This window comes from Marinobacterium lutimaris (assembly GCF_900108065.1).
Classification (GTDB): domain Bacteria; phylum Pseudomonadota; class Gammaproteobacteria; order Pseudomonadales; family Balneatricaceae; genus Marinobacterium_D; species Marinobacterium_D lutimaris.
The window spans coordinates 2,091,217-2,113,017 of sequence record NZ_FNVQ01000001.1 but is presented as its reverse complement, the minus strand read 5'-3'; the positions used below and the strand labels follow the sequence as shown (position 1 = coordinate 2,113,017).

The following is a 21,801-nucleotide window of genomic DNA, read 5'->3' as shown; positions in this document are numbered from 1 at the left end:
TCAGCCCTGTCTTAAAAACGGTTGGTAGCCGCCGGGCACACCGGCGGTAACCACCGCAACGGCATCGTGGGCGTGCAGGCTCTCCTGATGCTCCACCCGGATCCAGAAATCCTTCACATCGTCTCGTTGGGAAAGCGCCTTGCTGATGCGGCGTGCTGCATCCTCGCAGAACATCAGATTGCTGCCGTTCAAACGTGCGAACGCCTGCTCGTCTTCCCGTTTGACCGCCGTTTGAACCGGTGTGCCCAGCGCACTCTCCACTGCGGCAATCAGCGACTCGATTTCAAAGGCTCCGGCGTCTTCTTTAAGTGCCAGCTTAAGCTTCGCCCAGGAGCGCTGGCTGTGGGGCGTCGCCAGGGAGCCATTCTCCAGCAACCAGTGGCGCATCTCCTCCAGTGTCAGTCGCGCCCGGTCGGCAAAGTCCGAGTCCAGTGCCTCAACGAGCAGCTGCCGGGAGAGGGAAGCAGAGCAGGGACAGGTGCTGGAGTAAGGGATAGCCAGTTCCAGTTCGATCAGCAGATCGTCCTGTAGCCTGGCATGAATGGCGGCCGGGTACTCCTTCCAGCCATTGTTATCGCTTTTCAGTGCCGGGCGCCGCGACAGGTAGGGAAACTGTACGGAAAGGCCTGCGGCATGGCTGATATCCCTGTGGGTCTCCAGTTGCTGCCAGAGAAAGCTGCTCAATACCGCGGGGGACAGCGGGGTGGATTCCGCCAGCTGCTCCAGCAGCAGGTAAAGCCGCGACATATGGATCCCCTTCACCTCCGGGCGGGCGATATCGACATGAATATCCGCCTTGCCCTGCAGCGGCAGTGAGCCGCGTTCGGCTTCCATAATCTGGAAAGGCAGAGCCATACCGGACATGCCGACCCAGTCCAGCCGGCTGCTGATACCGGCTTTAGCGGAGGATGCGATATCGGGAAGATGATTTGGTGTGATGCTGAGGCTGTTCATCCTGAATCTCTTGGGCGGTTGAATTAATTGATATGTTATAAAATAACATTTAATTCTTCTGTCCGCAGTAGATCGATCATTCGCTTGTCCGCCTGAGCGGAGGGTTCTGCGTGCACTTTAAGTGGCTATTCGCGCATACGTTGGCGATTCAGGCTTTGCGTCCAGGGATCAGCCGCAGCGCGGCGATACCGCAGAAAATGAAAGCGATCAGGGCGACCAGCCGCCAGAAAAGGTAGTCGGCGAGATTGGTGGAGAAACGCTCCGCTGTATCCAGGTCCTGCTGTAGCCTGGGTAGCAAGAGTTGTAACTGGCTGGCCAGTCGGCTCGACGCGGTCACCAGTTCCAGCGCATCGGCAGAAAAGTCTGTATCGGCATCCGGTGTAGAGGGAAATTGCGTATCGATCCGTGCCATCAATCCGTCCAGATTAATCAGCGCCTCGTTAGTCATCGAAGCCAGGTTGGCTGTCGCATTGATAAGGTCAAGCGAAGCGGGCAGTATCTCCGCCATCTGTTCGCCACTGCTGGATACGGCGCTGAAAATCTGCGCGCGCTCCTGCGAAAAGCGTTCGAACAGATAGTCGATGGCCCGTTGCCGCTCGGCGCTCAGGTTGGTGAAGATGCGCTGTTCGGCATCGGCAAGGTGTTGAGGGTAAGCGCCCAGCGTGGCCTGGAACTCAGTGAGAATCTGCTCGAAGTTGGCCAGTTGAAGCAGTACTTCCTGAACCTCTGGCGTCGCCAGGATACGGTAGGCGGACAGCTCGGCCTGTTCGCCGGCGATATAGGTTAGTCGGCCCGAGTACCACATCGCGCGCTCGGCAAACAGAAGCGCTTCATCAATGGTGCTTACAGCGGCATCCAGCTCTTGCAGCAGGCCCCGCGCAGCCTCGCGGTTGCGCTGCTGCGGCATCCAGCGGGCATCGGCAAATTCATCGAAACGGATCAACTCGACCACCAGGCGGTCGGGGTTTTGTGCGACCCAGGCATCGATGAGCTCTCTCAACGTGGCTTGCTGCTCCGGGGTGAGCAGTCTGGATGAGCGCTGCCAGAGAGCGAGTTCCGTCGCGGTGAGCTGGGCCAGAGCGTCGTGGCCGCGCTCTTCGCCCCAGATATTGGGGATCCAGTAGTTCTTGAACGTCTGGCGCTGCAACCTGACGAGCACCAGCAGGTCGAGCAGCGCCACATCGGGGTTACGGCCAGCCGCGATCTCGGTGGCGGCGCCGAAACTGTTGCGCATGAATGACTGGATCAGTACCCGTTCCTGGCTGGTCTGTGCCTTGGGGCGCAGATGCAGAAAAGCGACTTCGGATACCGAAGAGACATACTCATCGGCCATGGACATCACCAGCGACTGCAGCGTCAGCATATCCATATCAGAGGTGGCGGAGCTCTCATTGCCGGCACTGAGCTGCGCCCCGGGGTTGGGGCGTGAAGGTGTCAGATTAAGGCTTGTACAGCCGGTCAACAGGACAATGGCAAGTAGCAGGCAGTTTGCCTGTTTCAACGTGATGCAGGATAACGCCAGTCTCATCTCAGGGCTCCGCGGTGACGCTAACGACGGTTTTAATTCCCTGAATAATAGCGGGCAGCAGACAGTTTTGAGTTTTCTGGCGAGGTTTCTAACTAGCTGCGTTAATCGCCGATCAGAATCAGCTTGCCGGTTTCCGGGTCACGGTAAACCTGGCCCACCGATTCATAGCCTGCGCCTGCTTCGCCATTCATCCCCTTGGGCATCTGCGGCAGTTCACGGCCTTCGCTGACCTGGCGCTTGTTGTTGAAGTGCTCCGCCAGCGAAGGGCTTTGCGCCACCAGCGCGGCGATCAGGCCGCAGGCGAACACCAGCATCAGGTCGATCAGGTTGGCCAGTGGGCCCAGGGGTTCGTCCATCTCCTGGTCGAAGCGGTTACTGCGCCAGCGTGAACTCATCAGGCGGCCTCCCTGAGATCGGCTGAACCGGCTTGCTGTTCGATAGCCTCCAGCTGTTCCATCAGCCGGTCGTACCAGCGCCGACGCAGGCGGCCGAGCACAAAGCCGATAATGCCGCCGAGCAGGCCCATCACCGTGGTATCGAAGGCCACTGTCATCGCCGTGGTCAGCACCGACAGTTCGCCATCACCGAGAGCCGCAAGGCCGGGGCCGAGCGGGATCAGCGTTCCCATCAGGCCCAGCATCGGCGACAGGCGGGTGATGAAGTCCGCCCGTTCGATCCGGCGGCGGCCCTGCGCCAGGGCCGTGCTCATATCGCCACCGTGCAGCAGGCGTTGCAAACCGCCCCAGCGCTCGCCAAAGGCGAGGCCGATCTCCCAGATGCTCAGCAGCAGCAGGAAAACCAGGCCCCAGACCACCGGCTCCAGCAGCAGGCTGGTGATCTGGTGCATCAGGTTGAGTGAGAAAGATGAAAGCATCAGCGTTTTCCTCCCATGCGGCCACGAAGCAGGCCGGCAAACATGATCAACAGCGCCAGGGCGATCAGCACCGATAGCTCAAGGGTGTTGCTGGGCTGGGCCTGAGCCTGGGTGGTGTCGTTGCTATCCGCAGCCGCAGCCGCAGCCTCGGCGTCAGCGCTGTCCGGCTCGGAAGCCTGCTGATCCTGAAGGCTGATCTCCTGAATATGGCTTGGCTGGTTATCCAGGGGTGACTCAGAATCCACGTCGGGCATGCGGTTGTTGGACAGCAACTGCTGTAGTGCTTGAGCGCTGTTGGTATCCAGCCTTGGCATGACGAACTGGTACACCGGGTGGTCGGGGTGGGTGTGGCCACTGCCGGGAATACCCTGCTCGATAATCGAGCGGGCAAAGTCGCGGGAGAGCTGGTTCAGAGTTTCCTCATCGGTCTGCCAGAACCCTTTTTCTGCCGCCACCAGCATCACTGCCTGGATATTGGTCAGCACCTGCTGGTTGTGCCCCTCGCGCAGAAACTCGTCAAGGCCCAGTTCAAACCGGTCATCAAGGTAGACAGCCTTCACCTCATCCCAGACACGGGACTGGATGATCTCCGGGCTGGTTACCTGCCAGCCCCAGAGGTACTCGATAAATTCGCTCCCCATGGTACGGGCGCCTGAGTAACCCTCGTCCATCAGCGGTTTGATCCACTGAGGGTTGAGGAAGCGACCGCGCAGCTCGCTACCCAGCGCCTGGGCCAGTGGGTCGAGACGGGCGTTATCCGCGTCGGCATGTTGAATCACGTAGCTGGTGGGCGGGGCGCCGGTGACGGTTTCCACCGCAAGGTTCAGGCCACCGAGGTAGTCGAAGGCATCGTTGTTATCGATCAGACCGTACAGGTGACTGGCGCGACCGAGATAGCTGCGGCCTACCTGGCTGAGCTGGTTGCTGAAGTGATCCTGGGCGCTGAGTCCGTCCAGGCTCATGCCATAGGCGTGGCCGAGGCGGGCGATATAGGCCTGGCCCAGTTCCTGACGCTGCTGCCAGCTGCCGGAGCGCTCCACCAGACGGTTCACACCCGCGCCGTATGCGCCGGGTGCCGATCCGAATACCCGCAGCGATGCCTGGCGGCCCAGTTCGGAGGCGCTGGCCGTTGGGTTTCTCAGCAGCAGCCGTGCTTCTTCAACCCAGTTGGCGGCGATCAGGTTTTGTTCCAGGGTTTCATTGCCGGCTGTGTATTCAGCCAGAGGGGCCAGGGCGCCGGTCAGTGCGATGTCCAGTGCCGGGTAGTCGCGACGAATGGTCTCTTCGCTGGCCGCGAGACTCAGCAGGACTGCCTCATCGAGCCACTTAAGCTGGCGCCCGTAAAGATCGCGGAAAAGCCCCGAGGTGGTAAACAGCACATCGTGACGGCGCGGGCGGCTTTGATCCAGCGGGATCAGTGTCAGCCCCTTGATGATGCCGCGGCTGTTCCAGACCGGGGTGACGCCGAGCATATCGAAACCGAAGCCGATCATCGCGCCTTCATCACGCACCGCGTCGGAGGCCCAGAGGATGACTGCTTCCTTCTTGAGCCGTTCCGCCTCGGTCATCGGCTTGCTGCGCGCATCGGCAGCAAGCTCGGCACCGAGCTTGAAGCCCAGCGGCGTCGGCAGCAGACTGCCGTCCAGAGCGTGAAAGTTACGCCCGGTGGGCAGTGCTTCTGGGGTCTTGATCGGATCGTTACCCTTGCCCGGCGCTACAAAACCACCGTTGAGGGCGTTGATCAGCGCATCCATTTCCAGCTGTGGCGACCGGGTCAGGTTATCGCGCCACTGGGGTTTGATGTTGTCGCTGTCCGCCATGGAGGAGAGCATGGTGTCGATGGCGTCTGGCTCCCACTGGCGACCGAAGGTGTGCAGCCCCAGCGGCATGAACGCCTCCTGCAGCTTGGTCAGATAGTGGCCGACCTCATGCAGCAGGAACTCGTCGTCGACCTGATCGAAGCCGATACCGCGTACCTTGAGTTCTTCATCCATGCTGGCGATCAGTTCTTCACGCAGCCCGAGGCTATCGATCCGCTCGCGCAGGTCCTCTACCGCACGGCGGCGGGTAACCGGATCGCTGGCGGCTTCGGCACTTTCGATCAGCTGACGTACGCTGAGCAGGTCGTCGTACAACTCGGTCACCGCCAGTGGTGGCGTCAGGTGATCGATGATCACCGCCTTGCCGCGACGCTTGGCCTGAATACCCTCGCCAACGCCGTCGACGATATAGGGGTAGATGCTGGGCAGGTCGCCGAGCACCAGGGATGGGTAATCATCCTCGCCGAGGCCGACACTGCGCCTGGGCAGAAATTCGTAGGTGGAGTGGCGGCCCAGGTGGATCAGCGCATCGGCCTTAAAGTCGTCGCGCAGATAGTGGTAAAAGCCCAGGTACTGGTGCGGCGGTGGGAAGGTCATATTGGCGTGCAGCAGCTCTTCGTTGAGCTCCCAGCCGCGCGGCGGCTGCGGGCCGACAAAGATGTTGCCGAACTGCAGACCCGGCAGCAGCATGCGGTCCTGCCAGATCATGCTGCGCCCCGGTGCCTCGCCCCAGCCGCGCATCCCCTCGATGCCCATATGAACCAGCGCCGAGACCAGTTCGCCGGCGTTTTGCCATTGGTTAATGCGCTGCTCGTCGGCAAGATCGTCGCCAAGCAGAACCGTGTAGCTGTCTTTGAGCTGATCGAGCAGATCCAGGGCGCGGCTGCGGCGCTGGTCACGCACGCCGTCGAGGGCGTGGCGCAGATCGCCCAGGCTGCGCTGGATCAGTGTGGCCATCTCCTGGTGTACACCGGGGTCGATAGGCTGGGCGCGGTTGCTCGATAGCAGCGGCTTCAGCCGGGTGTGCAGGTAACCCAGGGGGCCGCGCACCATCTCCTGTTGTACCGTCTCTGGCAGGGTGGAAAACCACTGGCGGTAATCCTCGCTGCTTACGCCTTTGACCAGCGGCGCCATCTGCTCCAGCGCCTGACGGTCCTCGGGCAGGTTGACGCCGCGCTCCTGCAGTAGGTCCAGCAGCGCTTCGGACGACTGCGGCAGGTTACCCGTATCGTAGCCCTGATCTTTCAGGGCGTTGAGAATCTGCCACAGAGATTCGGGCACATTGAGGTTGTCGGCGCCGATATTGTGGCGTCCCGGCGGATGGTTGTAATAGACGATAGCGACACGCTTATCGGCATTCTCTTTGCGCTGCAGCGCCAGCCAGCGCTGGATGCGGCCAATAATACGTTCAACCGCCTTGTCGATGGGCTGTGAAAGAATCAGGCGCGCGCCGGTCACCTCGTCAACTTTGGCTGGGGTGGAGAGTGCCAATACTTCTGGCTGGCCGATTCCCTGCAGCTCCGGCATCGCGACGCGATAATATACGGAGTCGGCGGGCAGGCCGTTGGCGGAAAACGCGTAGCTGTCGGCGTTGTATTCATCGACTCGGATACCCTTGAACACAGGCACGTTGAGTTCATTGAGCCTGGCGCTGACCGCTTCGCGACCTTCGCCGCCACCGATAACGAAGTCCTGCACCGACAGGATCGTCCAGGCAGATTGTTTGGGCGCAAGCGCCTGGATCTGCTCGATGGCCTCTTCGCTGCCGGCGCCCCAGGCTGCCAGCAGCGTCACACACTGCAGCTCGCTCTGGCTGCACAGTTTGCGGTGCAGGCTCCAGTTGCCGGGCAGATCGCCGCTCTGGTGGTCGAGCACGAACAGGGTGTCGCGATCTTCCATCGCCGCCGCCAGCTCATTCAGTTTGACCGGCCTGGTATCGAGATAGGCACGTACTGGCGCATTCACCTGGGCGGCGGCTGGTTCAGCGGTCGGGTCCAGCAGCAGTTGCCAGAGAGCGTGGATATTGCCGGCGTTGCGGTTCTGCCAGTAGCTGCGCGCGTCGAGCCAGTGGTTAAAGTGCGGCAGTGCCTGTTTCTGCTGCGCCAGCCAGGCAGGGAAGGGCTGATCCGTCGGCGGGCGGCTGAACAGCTTCTCTTTGGTCTCTGCATCTAGCCCGGTGAAGCGGCCACCTTCGGCATCGTTGTGCAGGTCATAGAGACGTCGGTCGCTGTGAAACACCAGCCGCTGCTGGTCGCTTTGGACAGGCAGAGCCAGCAGGCGCTCAACCGGCGCGCCGAAAACGCCGGCATAGATCAGCGTTGCCGCCGGTGAGATCAGCGCTTCCAGCGCGGCATCGTCCATCTCGTTTACCTGGGCGACGCTGCGGATCTGGATACTCGCATCCGGATGATCCTCCAGAAAGCGGTAGGCGCCGGCCGCCATCACCGGGGCTGAGCGGTCTGAGACGATCGCCACGGCGCTGTGCGTGGCGGCCTGAACCTGGCCGAACATCGCACTGGCGAGCAGGCAGAACAGCGCTGTCAGCCAGATAGTGAGGGCTGGAACAGCTGAGAGAGATGAACGATTGCGCATGCAGACTCCTGAATAAGATCTACACGCACCGGCAAGTACTGGAATTAACCGTCGGAACTTGGAACAGATACAGGTTCTCCGCTGCGGTAGACGCAAGGGTCTTCCGGGGCGCGGATACTGATGCTGTTTCAGGGACACCCCGCCTGATGCGCATGGAGATAACCGCTATGGGCGGTCATCTGGCAGGCCGGTCTCCGGGCTTGGAAAGTGTCTTTGGATAGACGGCGCGTTAGGCCTTCCCACAGCGTAAAGGCTGCAGTGGCGGTGATGAGGCGCTTGGCTTTCGTTACCGTTGCGGGGGCAGCGCAGGAGTTTCACCTGACTTCCCGATTATCCCCACCGCGCTGGAATGGCAGCGGGGCACCTGCAATTGCGGGGCAGAGTACCGTCAGCCGGGAGGCTGCGCAAGCACATAGCGGCAGCATGTTGCAGCATGAAACGGCCAATGGATGCTTTTTCGGAAAGTTGATTTAAAAGGCTTTTACCGGGCGCCGGTGAAGGGGCATTCAATTCTGGAGCCAGATCAGGCTTAAGCAAAATATATGCGAAATGAATGATTTAGTACTTGCTGCAATACTGTTTAGTGATTAGGTTTTAACCAGATCTGTTTCAGACCCATTCGACGTATATATAACATCTGCCTCTGGACGCTGTGCTGATGAAAAGAAGAATAGGATCGGCGGGTTTTACGCTGATTGAAGTAATGATCTCCCTGGCCATAGTCGGAATTCTGGCGGCTATCGCGCTCCCTGCCTACCGGCATTACATCTACGCCGCACAGGCATCTCAACTGCTGACCAATATCGATGCACTACGCCTGATGAGTGCAGAGCAAAACGCTACTGCGGGCTGGCCCGATCAGTTGCAGACTCCACCGCCATCCAACAAGTGGCCAGATCCTTTAAAAATGAATTCCGGCAATCTATTGGTGCCGCATTTCCAGTCATTGGTGAAGTCGGATGCCAATGGCTATCCGGTGGCGGTTTTTTATCCCATCGATGAGCGTGGCACTCATATTGTCGATGAAGCGCATTACAAGTTACCTGATAACCTGGTTTATACCTTTCGGCCGGGCGCGTATCTGGCGGTTTATCTGATTGATCCAACGGCGCTTCTGCACGTGCATCAGACAAGTACCGGACCTCAGCAGGTCGCGGCCCATCCGCAACCGAACCCTCAACCCACGCTCAAGCCCCAGGCGCAACCTCAGCTGGCGCCGCAGCAAAAGCCGCAGCTGCAGCCGCAGGCGACTCCTCAGGCGACTCCCCAGCCTCAGCCTCAGCCGTTACCTACTTCAACTCAAACTGCGTCCGCAGGTAATGCTGGCTCTCAAACGCAGACTGCTGCCGTCATTCAGCAGCAACAGCAGCAGGGAAGTAACAGTAACTCGCAGAACCCTAATCCTGCGGGGCAGTCGACGTCTGTTGTCACTACGCCAAGACCGCCTGCTCAGATACCGGCGGCCTGCTACACCAATAAGGGCAACCTGCACTATTACAACTCGGGTCACTACTCCATGTGTCCACATCCCGACGAAATTATTAACGGTGTTTGGTATCCGCGCTGATCACCCATCAACCCTAGTTTTCAGGTATCGCCAGAGGTCAGTTGGATGGCAGATATAAATGAGTACATTTCCAAGGCCGCGCTCTCTGAGGCGGCTCGCCCCGGTGCCAAGCCGATCAAGCCAACAGGTGCGAGCACCGGCAAGAAACTGAGCACCCTGTTGCTCTGGGGCGTGGTGGTGGCCTTGGTTTTCTATGAAGCGGGATATTGGATGAAAACCCTGGGGATTCATGGTGGTCCTGTGACTGCCATGGAGATCGACTCGCTTTATGACGAGGCCCAGCAGGAATTGGAACGGAGATTTATAGAGGGGCTTCCGATGACTGCTCCCTTTAGCTCCCCGGTGCTGGTTGCGACCATCGGTGTGGTGGAAGAATCCTATGGTCGGTATCTCCTTTATTACCTCGATCGCAGCAGGTCGATGGTCGCCCGTGAAGTATTCCTGACGAGAGAGTAAAGATGTCTGCACTGGACTGGATGTTGGTAACCCTGGGTAAGGCGGTTCCGGAAAAAGCGGAGGCTCTCAAGTCACTGGAGCTGCCGGATGATCAGGTACAGGCTTGGAGCGTCATCTGCCGAACCCTGGCGCGTCCGGGCAGCGAACTGGTCGAATTGCTGGAAAGCAGCGGTGTGCCGGTGGTGGATCTGAACGAGCAGGTGATCTCCACCAAGGATATACCGTTACCGGAATCGACGGCGCGGCGGCTGCATGCGGTGCTGGCGGAGATCGGTGAGCACCAGGTGGTTGCGGCGGTCAGCAACCCTTTTGATCAGACCATAAAGCAGGAGATCGCTTTCAGCATCGGCCGTAAGACGGAGCTTGCGTTTGCGCCGCCGGAGCAGATAGCCAATGTACTCAACCTGCACTATTCCGCTTTTGATAGTCTGGGAACCCGCCATCTGTGGATCGACAATGAGGATCTGGAGGTCAGTGCGGACACTGATCAACTGATCAGCCAGATTGCCAAGATGATACTGAACGAGGCCGTCAAGATGCGCGCCAGTGATGTTCATATCCAGAATTTTCTTGGCGGTGGACTCATCCGCTATCGGGTGGACGGTCTGATGGTGCGTGGCTCAAGCCTGCCTAAAAAGGTAAAGGACGCAGTACTGCGTTATGTGATGACGCAGTCGGGCCTGGATACGTCCAACCATACGACACCTCAGGATGGACGCCTCAGCGCAAGTGTCGACGACCAGCTTTACGACCTCAGGGTTTCTGTACTGCCCAGCCGTGACGATAGCCGGTTGGTGCTGCGCCTGTTGGATAAAAACCGCAAGTTTTCCTCCGACAGTCTCGGCTTTCCGTTGCGCGAGCAGCGTCAGCTGGAACTTTTAAGCCGCCAGAACCAGGGCCTGATTCTGTTTACCGGCCCGACCGGGGCGGGTAAAACCACCAGTCTTTACAGCCTGCTTGCCGGTATCAACACGCCGGAACGTAACATAATGACCGCGGAGGATCCGGTCGAGTACAGCCTGCCAGGTATCAGCCAGATTGAGGTCGATACGGCTCATGGTCGCAGCTTCGACACCGTACTGCGGTCAATGCTGCGGCAGGACCCTGACGTCATTCTGGTCGGTGAGGTGCGTGATGAACCCACTGCCAGCATGGTGATGCGTGCCGTGATGACCGGCCATCTGGTTTTCTCGACCCTGCACACGATCGATGCCCTTGGGACCGTGCAGCGACTCGTAGACCTGGGCGTGACTCAGGGACAGATAGCAGACAGCCTCACGGCTGTTGTGGCGCAGAGAATGGTGCGACGGGTCTGTCCGGTTTGTGCGGTGCGGGTTGAGGATGATCTGACACCGATAGAAACTCTGTTCGCCAACGCGGTTCAGGAGAAGCCAACGTTCAGAGCAGTGGGTTGCAACGCCTGCAATCACACCGGCTATAAAGGCCGCATACCGCTGGTCGAAGTCTACACGCCTAGTGATGAGGATCGACGTCTGCTGCGGACCGAAAACTATCTGCGTTCTGCTGACGTGGAACTTGAGCGCAGCCTGGCCACCGTGGCCTGGCACGAAATCACCTCTGGATTAACTACCGTGGATGAGGTGACGCGGGTACTTGGTGCCAGCTTCTGGAAAGTGATCGACCCTACCGTGACCAGTGATGCCCTGGGCTCTGTCAGTGACAATGTGTTCCAGCGCAAACAGCCGGGGTTGATGCTGTTTGGCGCCGATGATGAGGTCTCCAGCCGGATCGGCTCGCTGATAGACCGGCCGCTGATTCGCGTCTATTCGGGTGAAGAGGGGGCAGAGATTCTGCGTCGGGACGCATTGGTGTTCGGCTTGATCGTCTATGTGGATGTGGCCCGGGACCCGGTGAACTACCTCAAACAGCTGCGCACCCATATGTCCTGGTGCGGGTTGCCCGTGATCATGGTGCTTTCCGCTCACAATACAGAGGTGGAAGATTACCTGCGCTGGCGGGGCTATGCCGAATGGTGCATCTGGCCCATCGACGAAGAGCAGTTCCGACGCCTTTGCGTGGCCGCGGTGGACCTGTAACAGGTCGAGTAGATCCACGGCGGATCGCTCTTCATCCCAGGCGCTTTATTACCGCCCTTTAGTTAAGGGGCTTCTGCTTGGTCTGTGCTGAGGTTTGGCGCAGATCAGGCAGCAGACTTCAGCGACTCCAGCAGCTGCGGTTTGATCTGCTCAACCCATTGTTCGAGTCGCGCGTCGGTCAGCATCCCCTGGGTGCGTTGATCGATCACCAGGCCCACGAACCTGTCGACGATGGCGGCTGCCGAATACTCAAAGGTATAACCCTCGGTGCTCCAATCTCCAACCATCGTCGCGCCCTTCATGGCGAAGGTCTGATAAAGCGCCATCAGCGAGCTGGCGAAGCGCTCGGAGTAGCGCTCCTGGGCACCCAAGCCAAACATGGCGATGCGCTTACCGCTAAGATCGGGTGAGCCGAACTGCGCCAGAAACTCACCCCAGTTAGGCTCGAAGCAGCCGGAGACGCCCTTGCCGGGAATATCGCCCTCGCCATAGCTTGGCGTACCGAGAATCAGCGCATCGTACTTGAGCATATCTTCCGGCGTGATGCGGTTGACGTTGATCGGCTTGTCGGCGATGTCGCTGCCGAGCAGTTTGTAGATTTTCTTGGCGATCAGGCGAGTGGTGCCGGTCTCGGTGCCGAAAAAGATCCCTATTTTTTTCATCGTAATCTGCCCTGTCGTAAAACCGACAAAGTCGCCCCCTGTGGTGAATAAACGAGCGCATTTGTGGCGGGTTGGTGGAGTTTTGCTGGCTTGTCAGGGGAGATAGCAAAGGCTGTACCAGCTGAAGAGGGCGGCGGGGTGAAGCTAAATGAGCCATAATTCAGCCCGGTTTCAACCTATTCAGCTGTTTGATCGGGGAGTGATGATGAAAAGGATTCTGCCGTTATCTGTGCTGACAATAAGCGTGTTGCTGGCCGCTTGCTCCGCAACTAATACCCAGACCCAGCTCCAGACCTCAGAACCCGGTGCGCCGACCGGCGTTGAGTCTGCAGCCCAACAGGGCGCGGCTATTGAGGCTGTGACCGGCAAAACCTGGGTGCTGGAACAGATTCAGTCCATGGATGACAGCCTCTTCAAACCAAGGGCCGGACACAGTTATACCCTGAGTTTTAACGCCGATGGCCAGGTACTGGTTCAGGCGGACTGTAATCGCGGTTTTGGTGCCTGGCAGCACACGCCGCCCTCGGGTATCACTCTCGGGCCTGCAGCGATGACCCGCCGTGCTTGCGGTGAGGATACCGAGGCGGATCGTTTTCTCAAGGAGCTGACCTATGTGCGCTCTTTCGTGATGCGGGAGGGCGACCTCTATCTGGCGACGATGGCCGATGGTTCCATTCTGAAGTTTGTCGATGCAAACCAGCCAAGCTTTGACTGCAGCCGTGCCGAGGGCAGCGTGCAGGAGCTGATCTGCAGCGATACCGAGCTGTCGATGCTCGACCGACGACTCGATGAGCTGTATCGCAAGGGGCTGGAAACCTTTCCGGAAGAGGAGATAGCGACCCTGAAGGCGACCCAGCGCGGCTGGATCAAGGGGCGCGACGAATGCTGGAAGGCGGAAGATATGGATAGCTGTGCCCGCGATGAGTATACCCGCCGTATTACCGAACTGGAGATCCAGACCGGCAGTACCGAGGTGCCGGCGCCGACACTTTACAGCTGCGACGATGGGCGTTTGCTGACCGCTTATTTCTATAACCGCACGCTGATGCCCGCGCTGATGTTGGGCGATGGTGAAAACCAGAGCCTGCTCTTTCAGGAGGTGGCCGCCAGTGGCGCGCGTTATCAGGGGCGCAATGTCGAGTTCTGGGAAAGCGGCGCTCAGGCCCGCTATACCAACCTGAGTGGTGAAACGGTACAGTGCAGCAAACGTTAAGGAATGATGGAAAAGGAGACTCCCGTTGGCTGGAACCAGTCTGCTCGCACTGATCGATGATATCGCCACTCTGCTGGATGATGTGGCACTGATGTCCAAGGTGGCGGCCAAAAAAACCGTCGGTCTGCTGGGGGATGATCTGGCACTGAATGCCGAGCAGGTCTCCGGCGTTAAGGCCGACCGGGAGCTGCCGGTGGTCTGGGCGGTGTTCAAGGGTTCGATCATCAACAAGCTGATCCTTGTGCCGGTGGCGCTGCTGATCTCGGTAATCGCGCCCTGGCTGATTACGCCGCTGCTGATGGTGGGCGGCGCCTATCTCTGCTTTGAAGGCTTTGAAAAGGTGCTGCACAGCATCAAGCCCGACAAAGCGGCCCATGCCAAAGAGCTGAAAGCGATCGCCGATACCAACGTCGATCTGCGCGAATTCGAAAAGAAAAAGATCAGGGGCGCGATCCGTACTGATTTTATTCTTTCCGCAGAAATCGTTGTTATCGCGCTGGGGTCGGTGCAAACGGCGGCTTTTGGTACTCAGGTGGCGGTGGTTTCAACCATCGCGCTTGTGTTGACGGCGGGCGTCTATATTCTGGTGGCCGGTATCGTAAAACTGGATGACGCCGGGCTTTATCTGGCCGAGAGCGCCAAAACCGGCATCGGTGCGGCGCTGGGACGGGGATTGCTTTCACTGGCGCCCCGGCTGATGAAATCGCTGTCGGTGATCGGCACCATCGCCATGTTCCTGGTGGGTGGTGGCATCCTGGTACACGGGACGCCCGGGTCCCATGAGTTCCTGCATCATATCGAGCAAAGTGCGGATGGCCTGCCTGCCATCGGCAATATAGTAAACGGTGTGCTTCCCTCACTGATTAACGCGGGGCTCGGTGTGCTGGCCGGTGGTATCGTCTTTCTTGTAGTCGAATACCTGCTGTATCCGCTGTTCGGGCGTAAATCGCACTGAGACACAAACCATGACTGAGAATGAACTGCTGATCCGACCGATGCAGCCCGAGGAGCTCAACCTGATGCTGGATTGGGCGGCCAACGAGGGGTGGAACCCTGGCCTTAACGATGCCCGCTGCTATTACCAGGCGGATCCTAAGGGCTTCCTGCTGGGGCTGGTTGGTGGCGAGCCGGTGGCGACCATCTCAGTGGTGCGCTACAGCGATAATCTGGGCTTTCTCGGGTTTTATATCGTAAAGCCCGAGTATCGCGGCCGAGGCTACGGCATGCAGATCTGGAACGCCGGTATGGCTTACCTGGCTGGCTGCAATGTGGCGCTGGATGGAGTCGTTGCGCAGCAGGATAACTACGCCAGGTCCGGATTCCGCCTGGCCTGGAATAATGTGCGTTATGCCGGAAATGTCCGGCACTCCGAGCAGCTGACGCCGTCCTCTGCCACTAAGCTTGGGCCAGCGGACCTGCCTGAACTGCTTGAGTACGATAAAGCATTCTTTCCCGATGCGCGTCCGGCCTTTCTGGCTGCCTGGATCGAACAGCGCGGTGGCAGTGCATTGGCAATACGCGAGGGCGGTGCGCTGGCCGGTTATGGCGTGGTCAGGCCCTGCCGTGAAGGGTTTAAGATCGGGCCACTCTACGCGGATAGCCCGGAGCTTGCGGCGACGCTGTTTGATGATCTGCAACGGGCGGTACCCGAAGGGGCTCCGATCTATCTGGATCTGCCTGACAATAACGCTGCAGCGGTAGCGCTGGCCCGTTCAGCTCAGATGACGCCGGTGTTTGAAACGGCTCGCATGTACACCGGTACTCAGCCGGACCTCCCGCTGAGCAGAATCTACGGTGTGACCTCGTTCGAGATCGGCTAAAAGGCTTGGTTCGATAATCGAATGGCACCTGATGGATGTGATGAGCTACCTGTTGCTCGTGTTCCTGTTCTCGGGGGATGAACTTCTGTTGATATGAGCTTTTGTGGATGTGAACTTTGAAGAGCTGATGTGCCAGGTGCGAGCCTGTCGACTCTGTGAAGCGCAGCTGCCACTGGAGCCCAGGCCGATAATCCAGGCTTCGCCCGAAGCGCGGATCCTGATCGTCGGTCAGGCGCCGGGACGCAAGGCGCATGAGTCTGGCCTGCCTTTTGATGATGCCAGCGGCGACCGCCTGCGGCAGTGGCTGGGACTGAGCCGCGAGCAGTTTTACGACCCGGCCCTGGTGGCGATACTGCCGATGGGGTTCTGTTATCCGGGTACCGGCAAATCGGGGGATCTGCCGCCCCGGCCCGAGTGCGCGCCCGCCTGGCGGGATAAGCTGATGGCTGAGCTGCCCAATATCCAACTGACGCTTTTGCTAGGCCAGTATGCCCAGCAGTATCACTTTGGCGCTCATAAACGAACGGATAAACGAACGCTGACGGAACGGGTGCGTGACTGGCAAACCACCTGGCCAGACCTGGTGTCACTGCCGCATCCCAGCCCCCGTAACAATCTTTGGTTAAGATGTAATCCCTGGTTTGAAACCGAACTGCTGCCGGCGCTGGCAGTCAGAATCAAGCAACTTATTCCATAACTCAGTTATCTACTGGGTCCATCACTTGGTTGAATAGTTGGCGCATAATCAAGCCAGATTTTGGCATTGGCCTTTAACTATGGATCTGTGCCCTTAGATATTACGTATCAAACATTTACGCCATTCAGGCTTAGCCGCAAAAAAGGAGAGAAGGATGTCATCACTGGTTTACTGTATTGCCCAGTTCAAACCGCGCCCGGGCAAGGAGAAAGAGCTGTTTGCCGTGCTGCAGTCGTTGGAGCCCAACACCCTGCGCGAAGAGGGCTGTATCCAGTATCGCGTGACGCGCCACATTCCCAACCCCTATGCCGATGGCAGCAGTTTCCCGATCGCTTTTAACGAGATATGGCGCGATGCCGAGAGCTTTGCCAAGCATAACGAGGGGCCAAGAATTAAGGAGTTCTTCAGCCGTTATTGCCTGGCGGAAGATGGGCTGGCGGAAGAGTGGAATGTTTGCGTTTACACCGACGAGCCGGAAGATTTTTCCTGAGTCGGTGCTGAGTCTTTTCTAAAGTGTAAAGATCAGGGAATTTTATAGGGAGTTTTATAGGGAGTTTTATCATGACAAGCCACGCACCTTACCGACAACCGGCTCGCCTGACCGGCAGTGATGGTGAAGTCAGAAAGGTCGGCTTCGAGTTGGAGTTTTCCGGCGTTACCCTGGATGACACCGCTAATGCGCTGAAGCAAAAGCTTGACGGTAACATCGTTTACCAGACCGAGGCGGAGCTGGTGCTGGAGCTACCCTCCATCGGCAAGCTGACGGTGGAGCTGGACTGGGCCTTCCTCAAGCGCAAGGCGGCAGAAAGTGCCGAAAAGGGTGAGCCGGAAGAGTGGCTTAAGCCGCTAAGCCAGGCGGCGGGGCTGCTGGTGCCGGTTGAGGTGGTTTGCCCACCGGTGGCGATCGATAAGCTGGAGCGTCTGGACGAGCTGGTGGACATCCTGCGTGATCTGGGCGCCCAGGGCACCGAAGAGTCCTTGATCGCCGCCTACGGGGTGCATATCAACGCCGAAATCCCACAGTTGAACGCGCCCTGCATGCACGCCTATCTGAAAGCATTCAGCCTGCTGCAGTGGTGGCTGGTAGAGGCGCACGAGGTCAATACCGCACGCAAGATCAGCCCCTATATCGGGCTCTATCCAGAAGCTTACGTGGTTGAGCTGCTGGAGATGTCGGAGCCGGATATGGACCAGCTTTTTGCCACCTACCTGGAACATAACCCCACCCGCAACCGTGCCCTGGATATGCTGCCGCTGCTGGCCGAGATTGATGAATCCCGGGTGCAGGACGCGGTGGGCGACGCCAAGGTTAATGCTCGTCCTACGTTTCACTACCGCCTGCCCAACTGCCAGATAGAGCGGCCGGGCTGGTCGCCGGCGGATTCCTGGAATGTCTGGTGTGTCGTCGAAGCGCTGGCCAACGATCCCCAGGCGCTGGAAGAGCTGGGTCAGGCATTTCTGGATGCGCGGCTGCCGGTCATCGGCGTCAATCGTAGGAGTTGGGTGGAGTTTATAACCAGATGGCTGCAAGACCGAGAGTTGGCGTAACCGGTAACGGGCGCCGCTGGGCGCCCAGCTGGTGGTGTTCTGCGCTGGCGTTGAGGCTTGCCGGCGCGACGCCTGAGCGAATCAGTGTGCGCCACCCGCCCAGTGGTAAAGCGCTGGATGGTCTGGTGATTGGCGGCGGCAACGATATCGCCCCGGAGCATTACCAGGGTGATATCGACGCCAAGGTGAAGCTGGATCCTGCACGCGATGAGCTGGAGATTCAGTGGATCAACCACGCCATCGATGCCCGCATACCGCTGTTGGGTATCTGTCGCGGCGCCCAACTGATCAATGTGGTGCTGGGCGGTAATCTGCATCAGGATATCCGCCCGCTGCGCAAACACACTTACAATCGCCCCGGGCTGTTACCCACCAAACAGGTGAAAGTGGCACAGGATTCGGTGCTTGCCCAGCTCTGCGGCAAGCTGCAGCTGCGGGTTAACAGCTTGCATCATCAGGCGATTCGGGACACCGGCGAGGGGCTGGAGGTGGTCGGCAGGGATCTGGACCAGATCACCCAGGCGGTGGAACATATCAACGGTCAGCCGATTATCGGTGTGCAGTGGCACCCGGAATATCTGTTTTATCTGCCATCCCAGTTTGCGCTGTTTCGCTGGCTGGTTTCCCGTATGCGTTAAACCAACTCGAATCAAACCAATGCGAATCAAACCAATGCGAATCAAACCAATTTTACCAAGGAATAAGGAGTTTCCGTGATATCGATGCTGCGAAGTCTGATGTTGGGTCTGGCGGTTTTCGTGCTGGCTGGATGCAGTGATCAAAAGCTCAGTCCCCTGGGCGATTACGCCCGTATCCTTGCCTTTGGTGACAGCCTCACGGCAGGTTATGGCGTGTCCAGTGAACAGAGTTATCCCAGCGTATTGGCCGAGTTAAGCGGTCGTGAGGTGATCAATGCCGGGATCTCGGGGGAGGAAACCTCCGAGGGTGTCAGCCGTTTGGCGACGCTGCTCGAGCGGGAAAGCCCGGAACTGCTGATCCTGTTCGAGGGCGGTAACGACATCCTGCGTAATCGCAATCCGGCGCAGACTAAAGCGAATCTGGCGCAGATGATTGAACAGGCCAAGGGGGCGGATATTCAGGTGATGCTGGTCGGCGTACCGCAGAAAAGCCTGTTTTCCAGTGCAGCACCGTTCTACGCCGAGCTGGCCGAGGAGTACGATCTTGCCTACCTGGAGGGCACGGTTGCAGAACTGCTGAGGGAACCGGCTTACAAGTCGGACCAAGTGCACTTCAACGCTGAGGGCTATCGACGCCTGGCGCAGGCGATTCACGATCATCTGCAGCAGGAAGGTGCGCTTTGAGTTTTGCGATGAGCTGCTAGCCTGAGATTCAAAGCGAAAAACGGGCAATATCTGAATACCTCTTTTTAATCACTATAGAGGTATCTTCGATACTGCCCGTGAAGGTGCTCAGTTCAAACTGTGCTCGTCAAACCGCCGAAAATGACGGGGCTGGATTAGCAGCAGCCCTGCTTTTTGATCGCGGCCCAGTCTACGTCCGGGTTCTTGCGTCCGTGACGGCCCTTGTACGGAGAGAACTCCGGCGATTTCCAGTTGCTCAGCAGCTCAGGTTTGAGACGGTAGATCTCAATGCCCAGCGGGTTGCAGGTCTGCAGCGGATCCTGGGCGTTTTCGCCCCAGAGGTCCACCGACAGATCGCCGCCCGGACAGCAGGAGATGGCGCAGAGCAGGTCGATCTCGGCAAAGAACTCCAGGTAGTCACCCTTGTCCGCCGGGCAGGCCTTCATGAAGTACTGGTCATCCTCGTTAAGGCCGGTGCACTGGAAGATGTTCAGCACATCATGCACGTCATACTCGGTCAGACCGTAAGGCTCGACGGCACGTACCAGGTTTGAATGGCAGTGGAAGTCGAAGTCTTCACCGGTCAGCAGGCGGTTAACGTAAGGGTCGCAGCGGGTGCCGAGCAGATCGTGCACGCGGCCACCTTCGGCATCGACGCCGTAATCCGCCAGGGTATCGTCGATGATGGTCGCCATCGGACGCAGGAACGGCAGGGTCGACCAGAGACGGTCGTAGGTGCTCACATGAGCGCGCTGCAGCTGGCGGGTACGGGATGCCCACATCCGCTCGCGCGGGTTGTGCAGGCTCCACATATTGAAGTCGCCTACCTGGGGGCCGTCGGTGATCTTGACGCGGAACACGTGGCCGGCCGGTACGGTCCAGGCGTAGCCATCGCGCATCGGCGCAATGTGGGTTTCAACCAGCTCGCGGTCGGTATTGGCGGCGGTCAGGCTGTCGTAGAACGCTTTGTCGACATCCAGCACTGAGCCTTTTGTGGCCTGGTAGGCCGCAGGGACTTTAGACATTTGAATTATCTCCAGTAAAAAAGATCAGCTTTTGACGTTGGCCGGTTGGTTGTAGTCGGTCATCAGACCGTCGAACTTGCGGGCTGCGCGTGAGCTATCGGTTAGCTTGCTGACGATGACGACAGCAAGGAAAGAGAGAACGAAGCCGGGTACCACTTCGAAGATATCGAAGATGCCGGCGGGGCCGCCGGTCAGCGGTTTCCAGATCGCTACGGTGGCTGCACCGACGATCAGGCCGGCGAAGGCACCGTTACGGCTCATGCCACGCCAGAACAGGGAGAGCAGAATCACCGGGCCGAACGCGGCGCCGAATCCACCCCAGGCGTAGGAAACCAGGTCCAGAATGCTGCTGTCTCGATCCATGCCCATCACGGCGGCCAGCAGGGCAACGGCAGCCACACTGATACGGCTCAGCCAGACCAGCTCTTTCTGGCTGGCATCGGGACGGATCAGACCGCGGTAGATATCTTCAGAGATCGCTGAGGAGCAGACCAGCAACTGGGAGTCGATGGTGCTCATGATGGCGGCGAGCACACCGGCCAGAACAAAGCCCGCAACCCAGGGGTTGAGCATGGTGTTGGCGAGCAGGATAAAGACGCGCTCGCCATCGGCCATGGCGCCGCCGTACCAGTAGTAGCCCACGGCGCCGACTGCGACCGCTGAGGCCATGGTGATGGCGGACCAGGTCATGGCGATGCGGCGGGAGATCTTCACATCTTCGCGACGGCGGACCGCCATAAAGCGCACGATAACGTGGGGCTGACCGCAGTAGCCGATCGCCCAGCCTGCCAGAGAAACCATACCCAGGAAGGTCATGCCTTCGGTCCAGCCCGGCAGATCGGGGACTGCCACATCAGCAGCGGCGCCGGTTTCGCCATTCATCAGTGCAACCAGCGTCATGACGGCGACGATCAGCAGTGAGGCGGCCATCATCAAACCCTGAATCAGGTCGGTCCAGGACGCGGCCGAGAAGCCACCGAGAAAGGTATAGGCAACGATAATGGCGCCGCCGACCCAAAGGGCTACCGAGTAGTCCAGCTCAAACAGGCTCTCGAACAGGGTGGCGCCGCCGACCAGACCGGCGGAGACGTAGAAGGTGAAGAACACCAGCATCACGATGGAGGAGACGGTGCGCAGCAGGCGCTGCTTGTCGTCGAAGCGCGCTTCCAGATAATCCGGCACCGTCAGGGCGTTGCCGGCCTTTTCGGTAAACACGCGCAGGCGCTCGGCGATCAGGGTCCAGTTGAGGTAGACACCGACCAGGGTCCAGACGGCGATCCATGCCTGGGCGTAACCCTCGGCGAAAATGGCGCCCGGCAGACCCATCAGGGCCCAGCCGCTCAGGTCGGAAGCGCCCGCACTCAGCGCAGCAACGGCAGGGGGAAGGCTGCGACCACCAAGAACATAATCGGAGAGGTCGTTGGTCTTACGGTAAAAGTAAAAGCCGATCCCCAGCATCATTAGCAGGTAGATCGCGAAAGAGATGATGACAGATGTACTCATGGCTGAGTTTCCAGATTGGTTTTTGTACTTAACACCAGGGGCAACTGGAGTGAGGCGCTTATCAACTTATTGATAGCGTCTTCATACGTTTTATTTTTTAGGGGCTGGTAAACTATCCTTAACAAAAAGTAATGAATACTGATTAATGTTGATACGACACTTT

19 protein-coding genes and 1 riboswitch are annotated in these 21,801 nt (G+C 58.9%); of the genes, 11 read left to right on the top strand and 8 right to left on the bottom strand.

The features are described from left to right. The 5 genes from folE2 to C4S72_RS09815 form a co-directional block, all read right to left on the bottom strand. Positions 1–954: a GTP cyclohydrolase FolE2 gene (gene folE2, locus C4S72_RS09835; RefSeq protein WP_104002832.1), complete on the bottom strand. Its 954-nt coding sequence runs from the start codon at positions 952–954 to the stop codon at positions 1–3. Between the two features lie 148 nt (positions 955–1,102). Then, entirely contained in the window at positions 1,103–2,482 is a 1,380-nt protein-coding gene (locus C4S72_RS09830; protein ID WP_104002831.1) for a hypothetical protein, read from the bottom strand. A gap of 101 nt (positions 2,483–2,583) precedes the next feature. Beyond that, on the bottom strand, positions 2,584–2,877 hold the full coding sequence (locus C4S72_RS09825; RefSeq protein WP_104002830.1) for a DUF2149 domain-containing protein: 294 nt from the start codon (positions 2,875–2,877) through the stop codon (positions 2,584–2,586). After that, positions 2,877–3,356: a MotA/TolQ/ExbB proton channel family protein gene (locus C4S72_RS09820; protein WP_104002829.1), complete on the bottom strand. Its 480-nt coding sequence runs from the start codon at positions 3,354–3,356 to the stop codon at positions 2,877–2,879. The genes C4S72_RS09825 and C4S72_RS09820 overlap by 1 nt, the downstream gene beginning before the upstream one ends. Continuing rightward, a complete protein-coding gene (locus C4S72_RS09815; RefSeq protein ID WP_200826709.1) occupies positions 3,356–7,768 on the bottom strand; it encodes a cobaltochelatase subunit CobN in 4,413 nt (1,470 codons plus the stop codon). Before C4S72_RS09815 ends, C4S72_RS09820 begins: the two co-directional genes overlap by 1 nt. Before the next feature lie 168 nt (positions 7,769–7,936). Then, a riboswitch (cobalamin riboswitch) is annotated at positions 7,937–8,151 on the bottom strand. 275 nt (positions 8,152–8,426) lie between these two features. Here C4S72_RS09815 and C4S72_RS26180 point away from each other — a divergent pair. The 3 genes from C4S72_RS26180 to C4S72_RS09800 are packed head-to-tail and all read left to right on the top strand — an operon-like array spanning position 8,427 to position 11,848. After that, positions 8,427–9,335, top strand: coding sequence for a pilin (locus C4S72_RS26180; protein WP_200826745.1), 909 nt, complete (start codon positions 8,427–8,429; stop codon positions 9,333–9,335). A gap of 45 nt (positions 9,336–9,380) precedes the next feature. Next, positions 9,381–9,791, top strand: a complete 411-nt coding sequence (locus C4S72_RS09805) for a hypothetical protein (protein ID WP_104002828.1) — start codon at positions 9,381–9,383, stop codon at positions 9,789–9,791. Positions 9,792–9,793: 2 nt separating this feature from the next. Next, positions 9,794–11,848 carry a GspE/PulE family protein gene (locus C4S72_RS09800; protein ID WP_104002827.1) on the top strand — a complete coding sequence of 685 codons (2,055 nt, stop codon included), beginning with the start codon at positions 9,794–9,796 and terminating at the stop codon, positions 11,846–11,848. A 104-nt stretch (positions 11,849–11,952) separates the two neighbouring features. On the opposite strand, the gene C4S72_RS09795 is transcribed toward C4S72_RS09800, so the two are convergent. Next, positions 11,953–12,510 (bottom strand): flavodoxin, encoded by a 558-nt coding sequence (locus C4S72_RS09795; RefSeq protein WP_104002826.1) that lies wholly within the window; start codon positions 12,508–12,510, stop codon positions 11,953–11,955. 229 nt (positions 12,511–12,739) lie between these two features. On the opposite strand from C4S72_RS09795, the gene C4S72_RS09790 reads away from it, so the two are divergent. The 8 genes from C4S72_RS09790 to C4S72_RS09755 all read left to right on the top strand — a co-directional run bounded on the left by C4S72_RS09790 (position 12,740) and on the right by C4S72_RS09755 (position 19,110). Further along, positions 12,740–13,723, top strand: coding sequence for an META domain-containing protein (locus C4S72_RS09790; RefSeq protein WP_160115488.1), 984 nt, complete (start codon positions 12,740–12,742; stop codon positions 13,721–13,723). A 25-nt stretch (positions 13,724–13,748) separates the two neighbouring features. Then, a complete protein-coding gene (locus C4S72_RS09785) occupies positions 13,749–14,678 on the top strand; it encodes a DUF808 domain-containing protein (protein ID WP_104002824.1) in 930 nt (309 codons plus the stop codon). Between the two features lie 10 nt (positions 14,679–14,688). After that, positions 14,689–15,543 carry a GNAT family N-acetyltransferase gene (locus C4S72_RS09780; protein WP_104002823.1) on the top strand — a complete coding sequence of 285 codons (855 nt, stop codon included), beginning with the start codon at positions 14,689–14,691 and terminating at the stop codon, positions 15,541–15,543. A gap of 103 nt (positions 15,544–15,646) precedes the next feature. Continuing rightward, positions 15,647–16,240, top strand: a complete 594-nt coding sequence (locus tag C4S72_RS09775; protein ID WP_327332622.1) for a uracil-DNA glycosylase family protein — start codon at positions 15,647–15,649, stop codon at positions 16,238–16,240. A 154-nt stretch (positions 16,241–16,394) separates the two neighbouring features. Next, positions 16,395–16,730, top strand: a complete 336-nt coding sequence (locus C4S72_RS09770) for a putative quinol monooxygenase (protein WP_104002822.1) — start codon at positions 16,395–16,397, stop codon at positions 16,728–16,730. 71 nt (positions 16,731–16,801) lie between these two features. Further along, the gene (locus tag C4S72_RS09765) at positions 16,802–17,788 is read left to right on the top strand and encodes an amidoligase family protein (RefSeq protein ID WP_104002821.1); all 987 of its coding nucleotides are present in this window, start codon (positions 16,802–16,804) and stop codon (positions 17,786–17,788) included. Continuing rightward, positions 17,761–18,426, top strand: a complete 666-nt coding sequence (locus C4S72_RS09760) for a gamma-glutamyl-gamma-aminobutyrate hydrolase family protein (RefSeq protein ID WP_104002820.1) — start codon at positions 17,761–17,763, stop codon at positions 18,424–18,426. Before C4S72_RS09765 ends, C4S72_RS09760 begins: the two co-directional genes overlap by 28 nt. A gap of 84 nt (positions 18,427–18,510) precedes the next feature. Continuing rightward, on the top strand, positions 18,511–19,110 hold the full coding sequence (locus C4S72_RS09755; protein WP_104002819.1) for an arylesterase: 600 nt from the start codon (positions 18,511–18,513) through the stop codon (positions 19,108–19,110). 155 nt (positions 19,111–19,265) lie between these two features. Here the strand turns inward: C4S72_RS09755 and C4S72_RS09750 are convergent, their stop codons facing one another. Together C4S72_RS09750 and putP are read right to left on the bottom strand one after the other, a co-directional pair. Further along, complete coding sequence (locus C4S72_RS09750) at positions 19,266–20,135, bottom strand: urea carboxylase-associated family protein (RefSeq protein ID WP_104002818.1); 870 nt, start codon at positions 20,133–20,135, stop codon at positions 19,266–19,268. A gap of 24 nt (positions 20,136–20,159) precedes the next feature. Further along, positions 20,160–21,638, bottom strand: a complete 1,479-nt coding sequence (gene putP, locus C4S72_RS09745; RefSeq protein WP_104002817.1) for a sodium/proline symporter PutP — start codon at positions 21,636–21,638, stop codon at positions 20,160–20,162. Positions 21,639–21,801 lie beyond the last annotated feature (163 nt).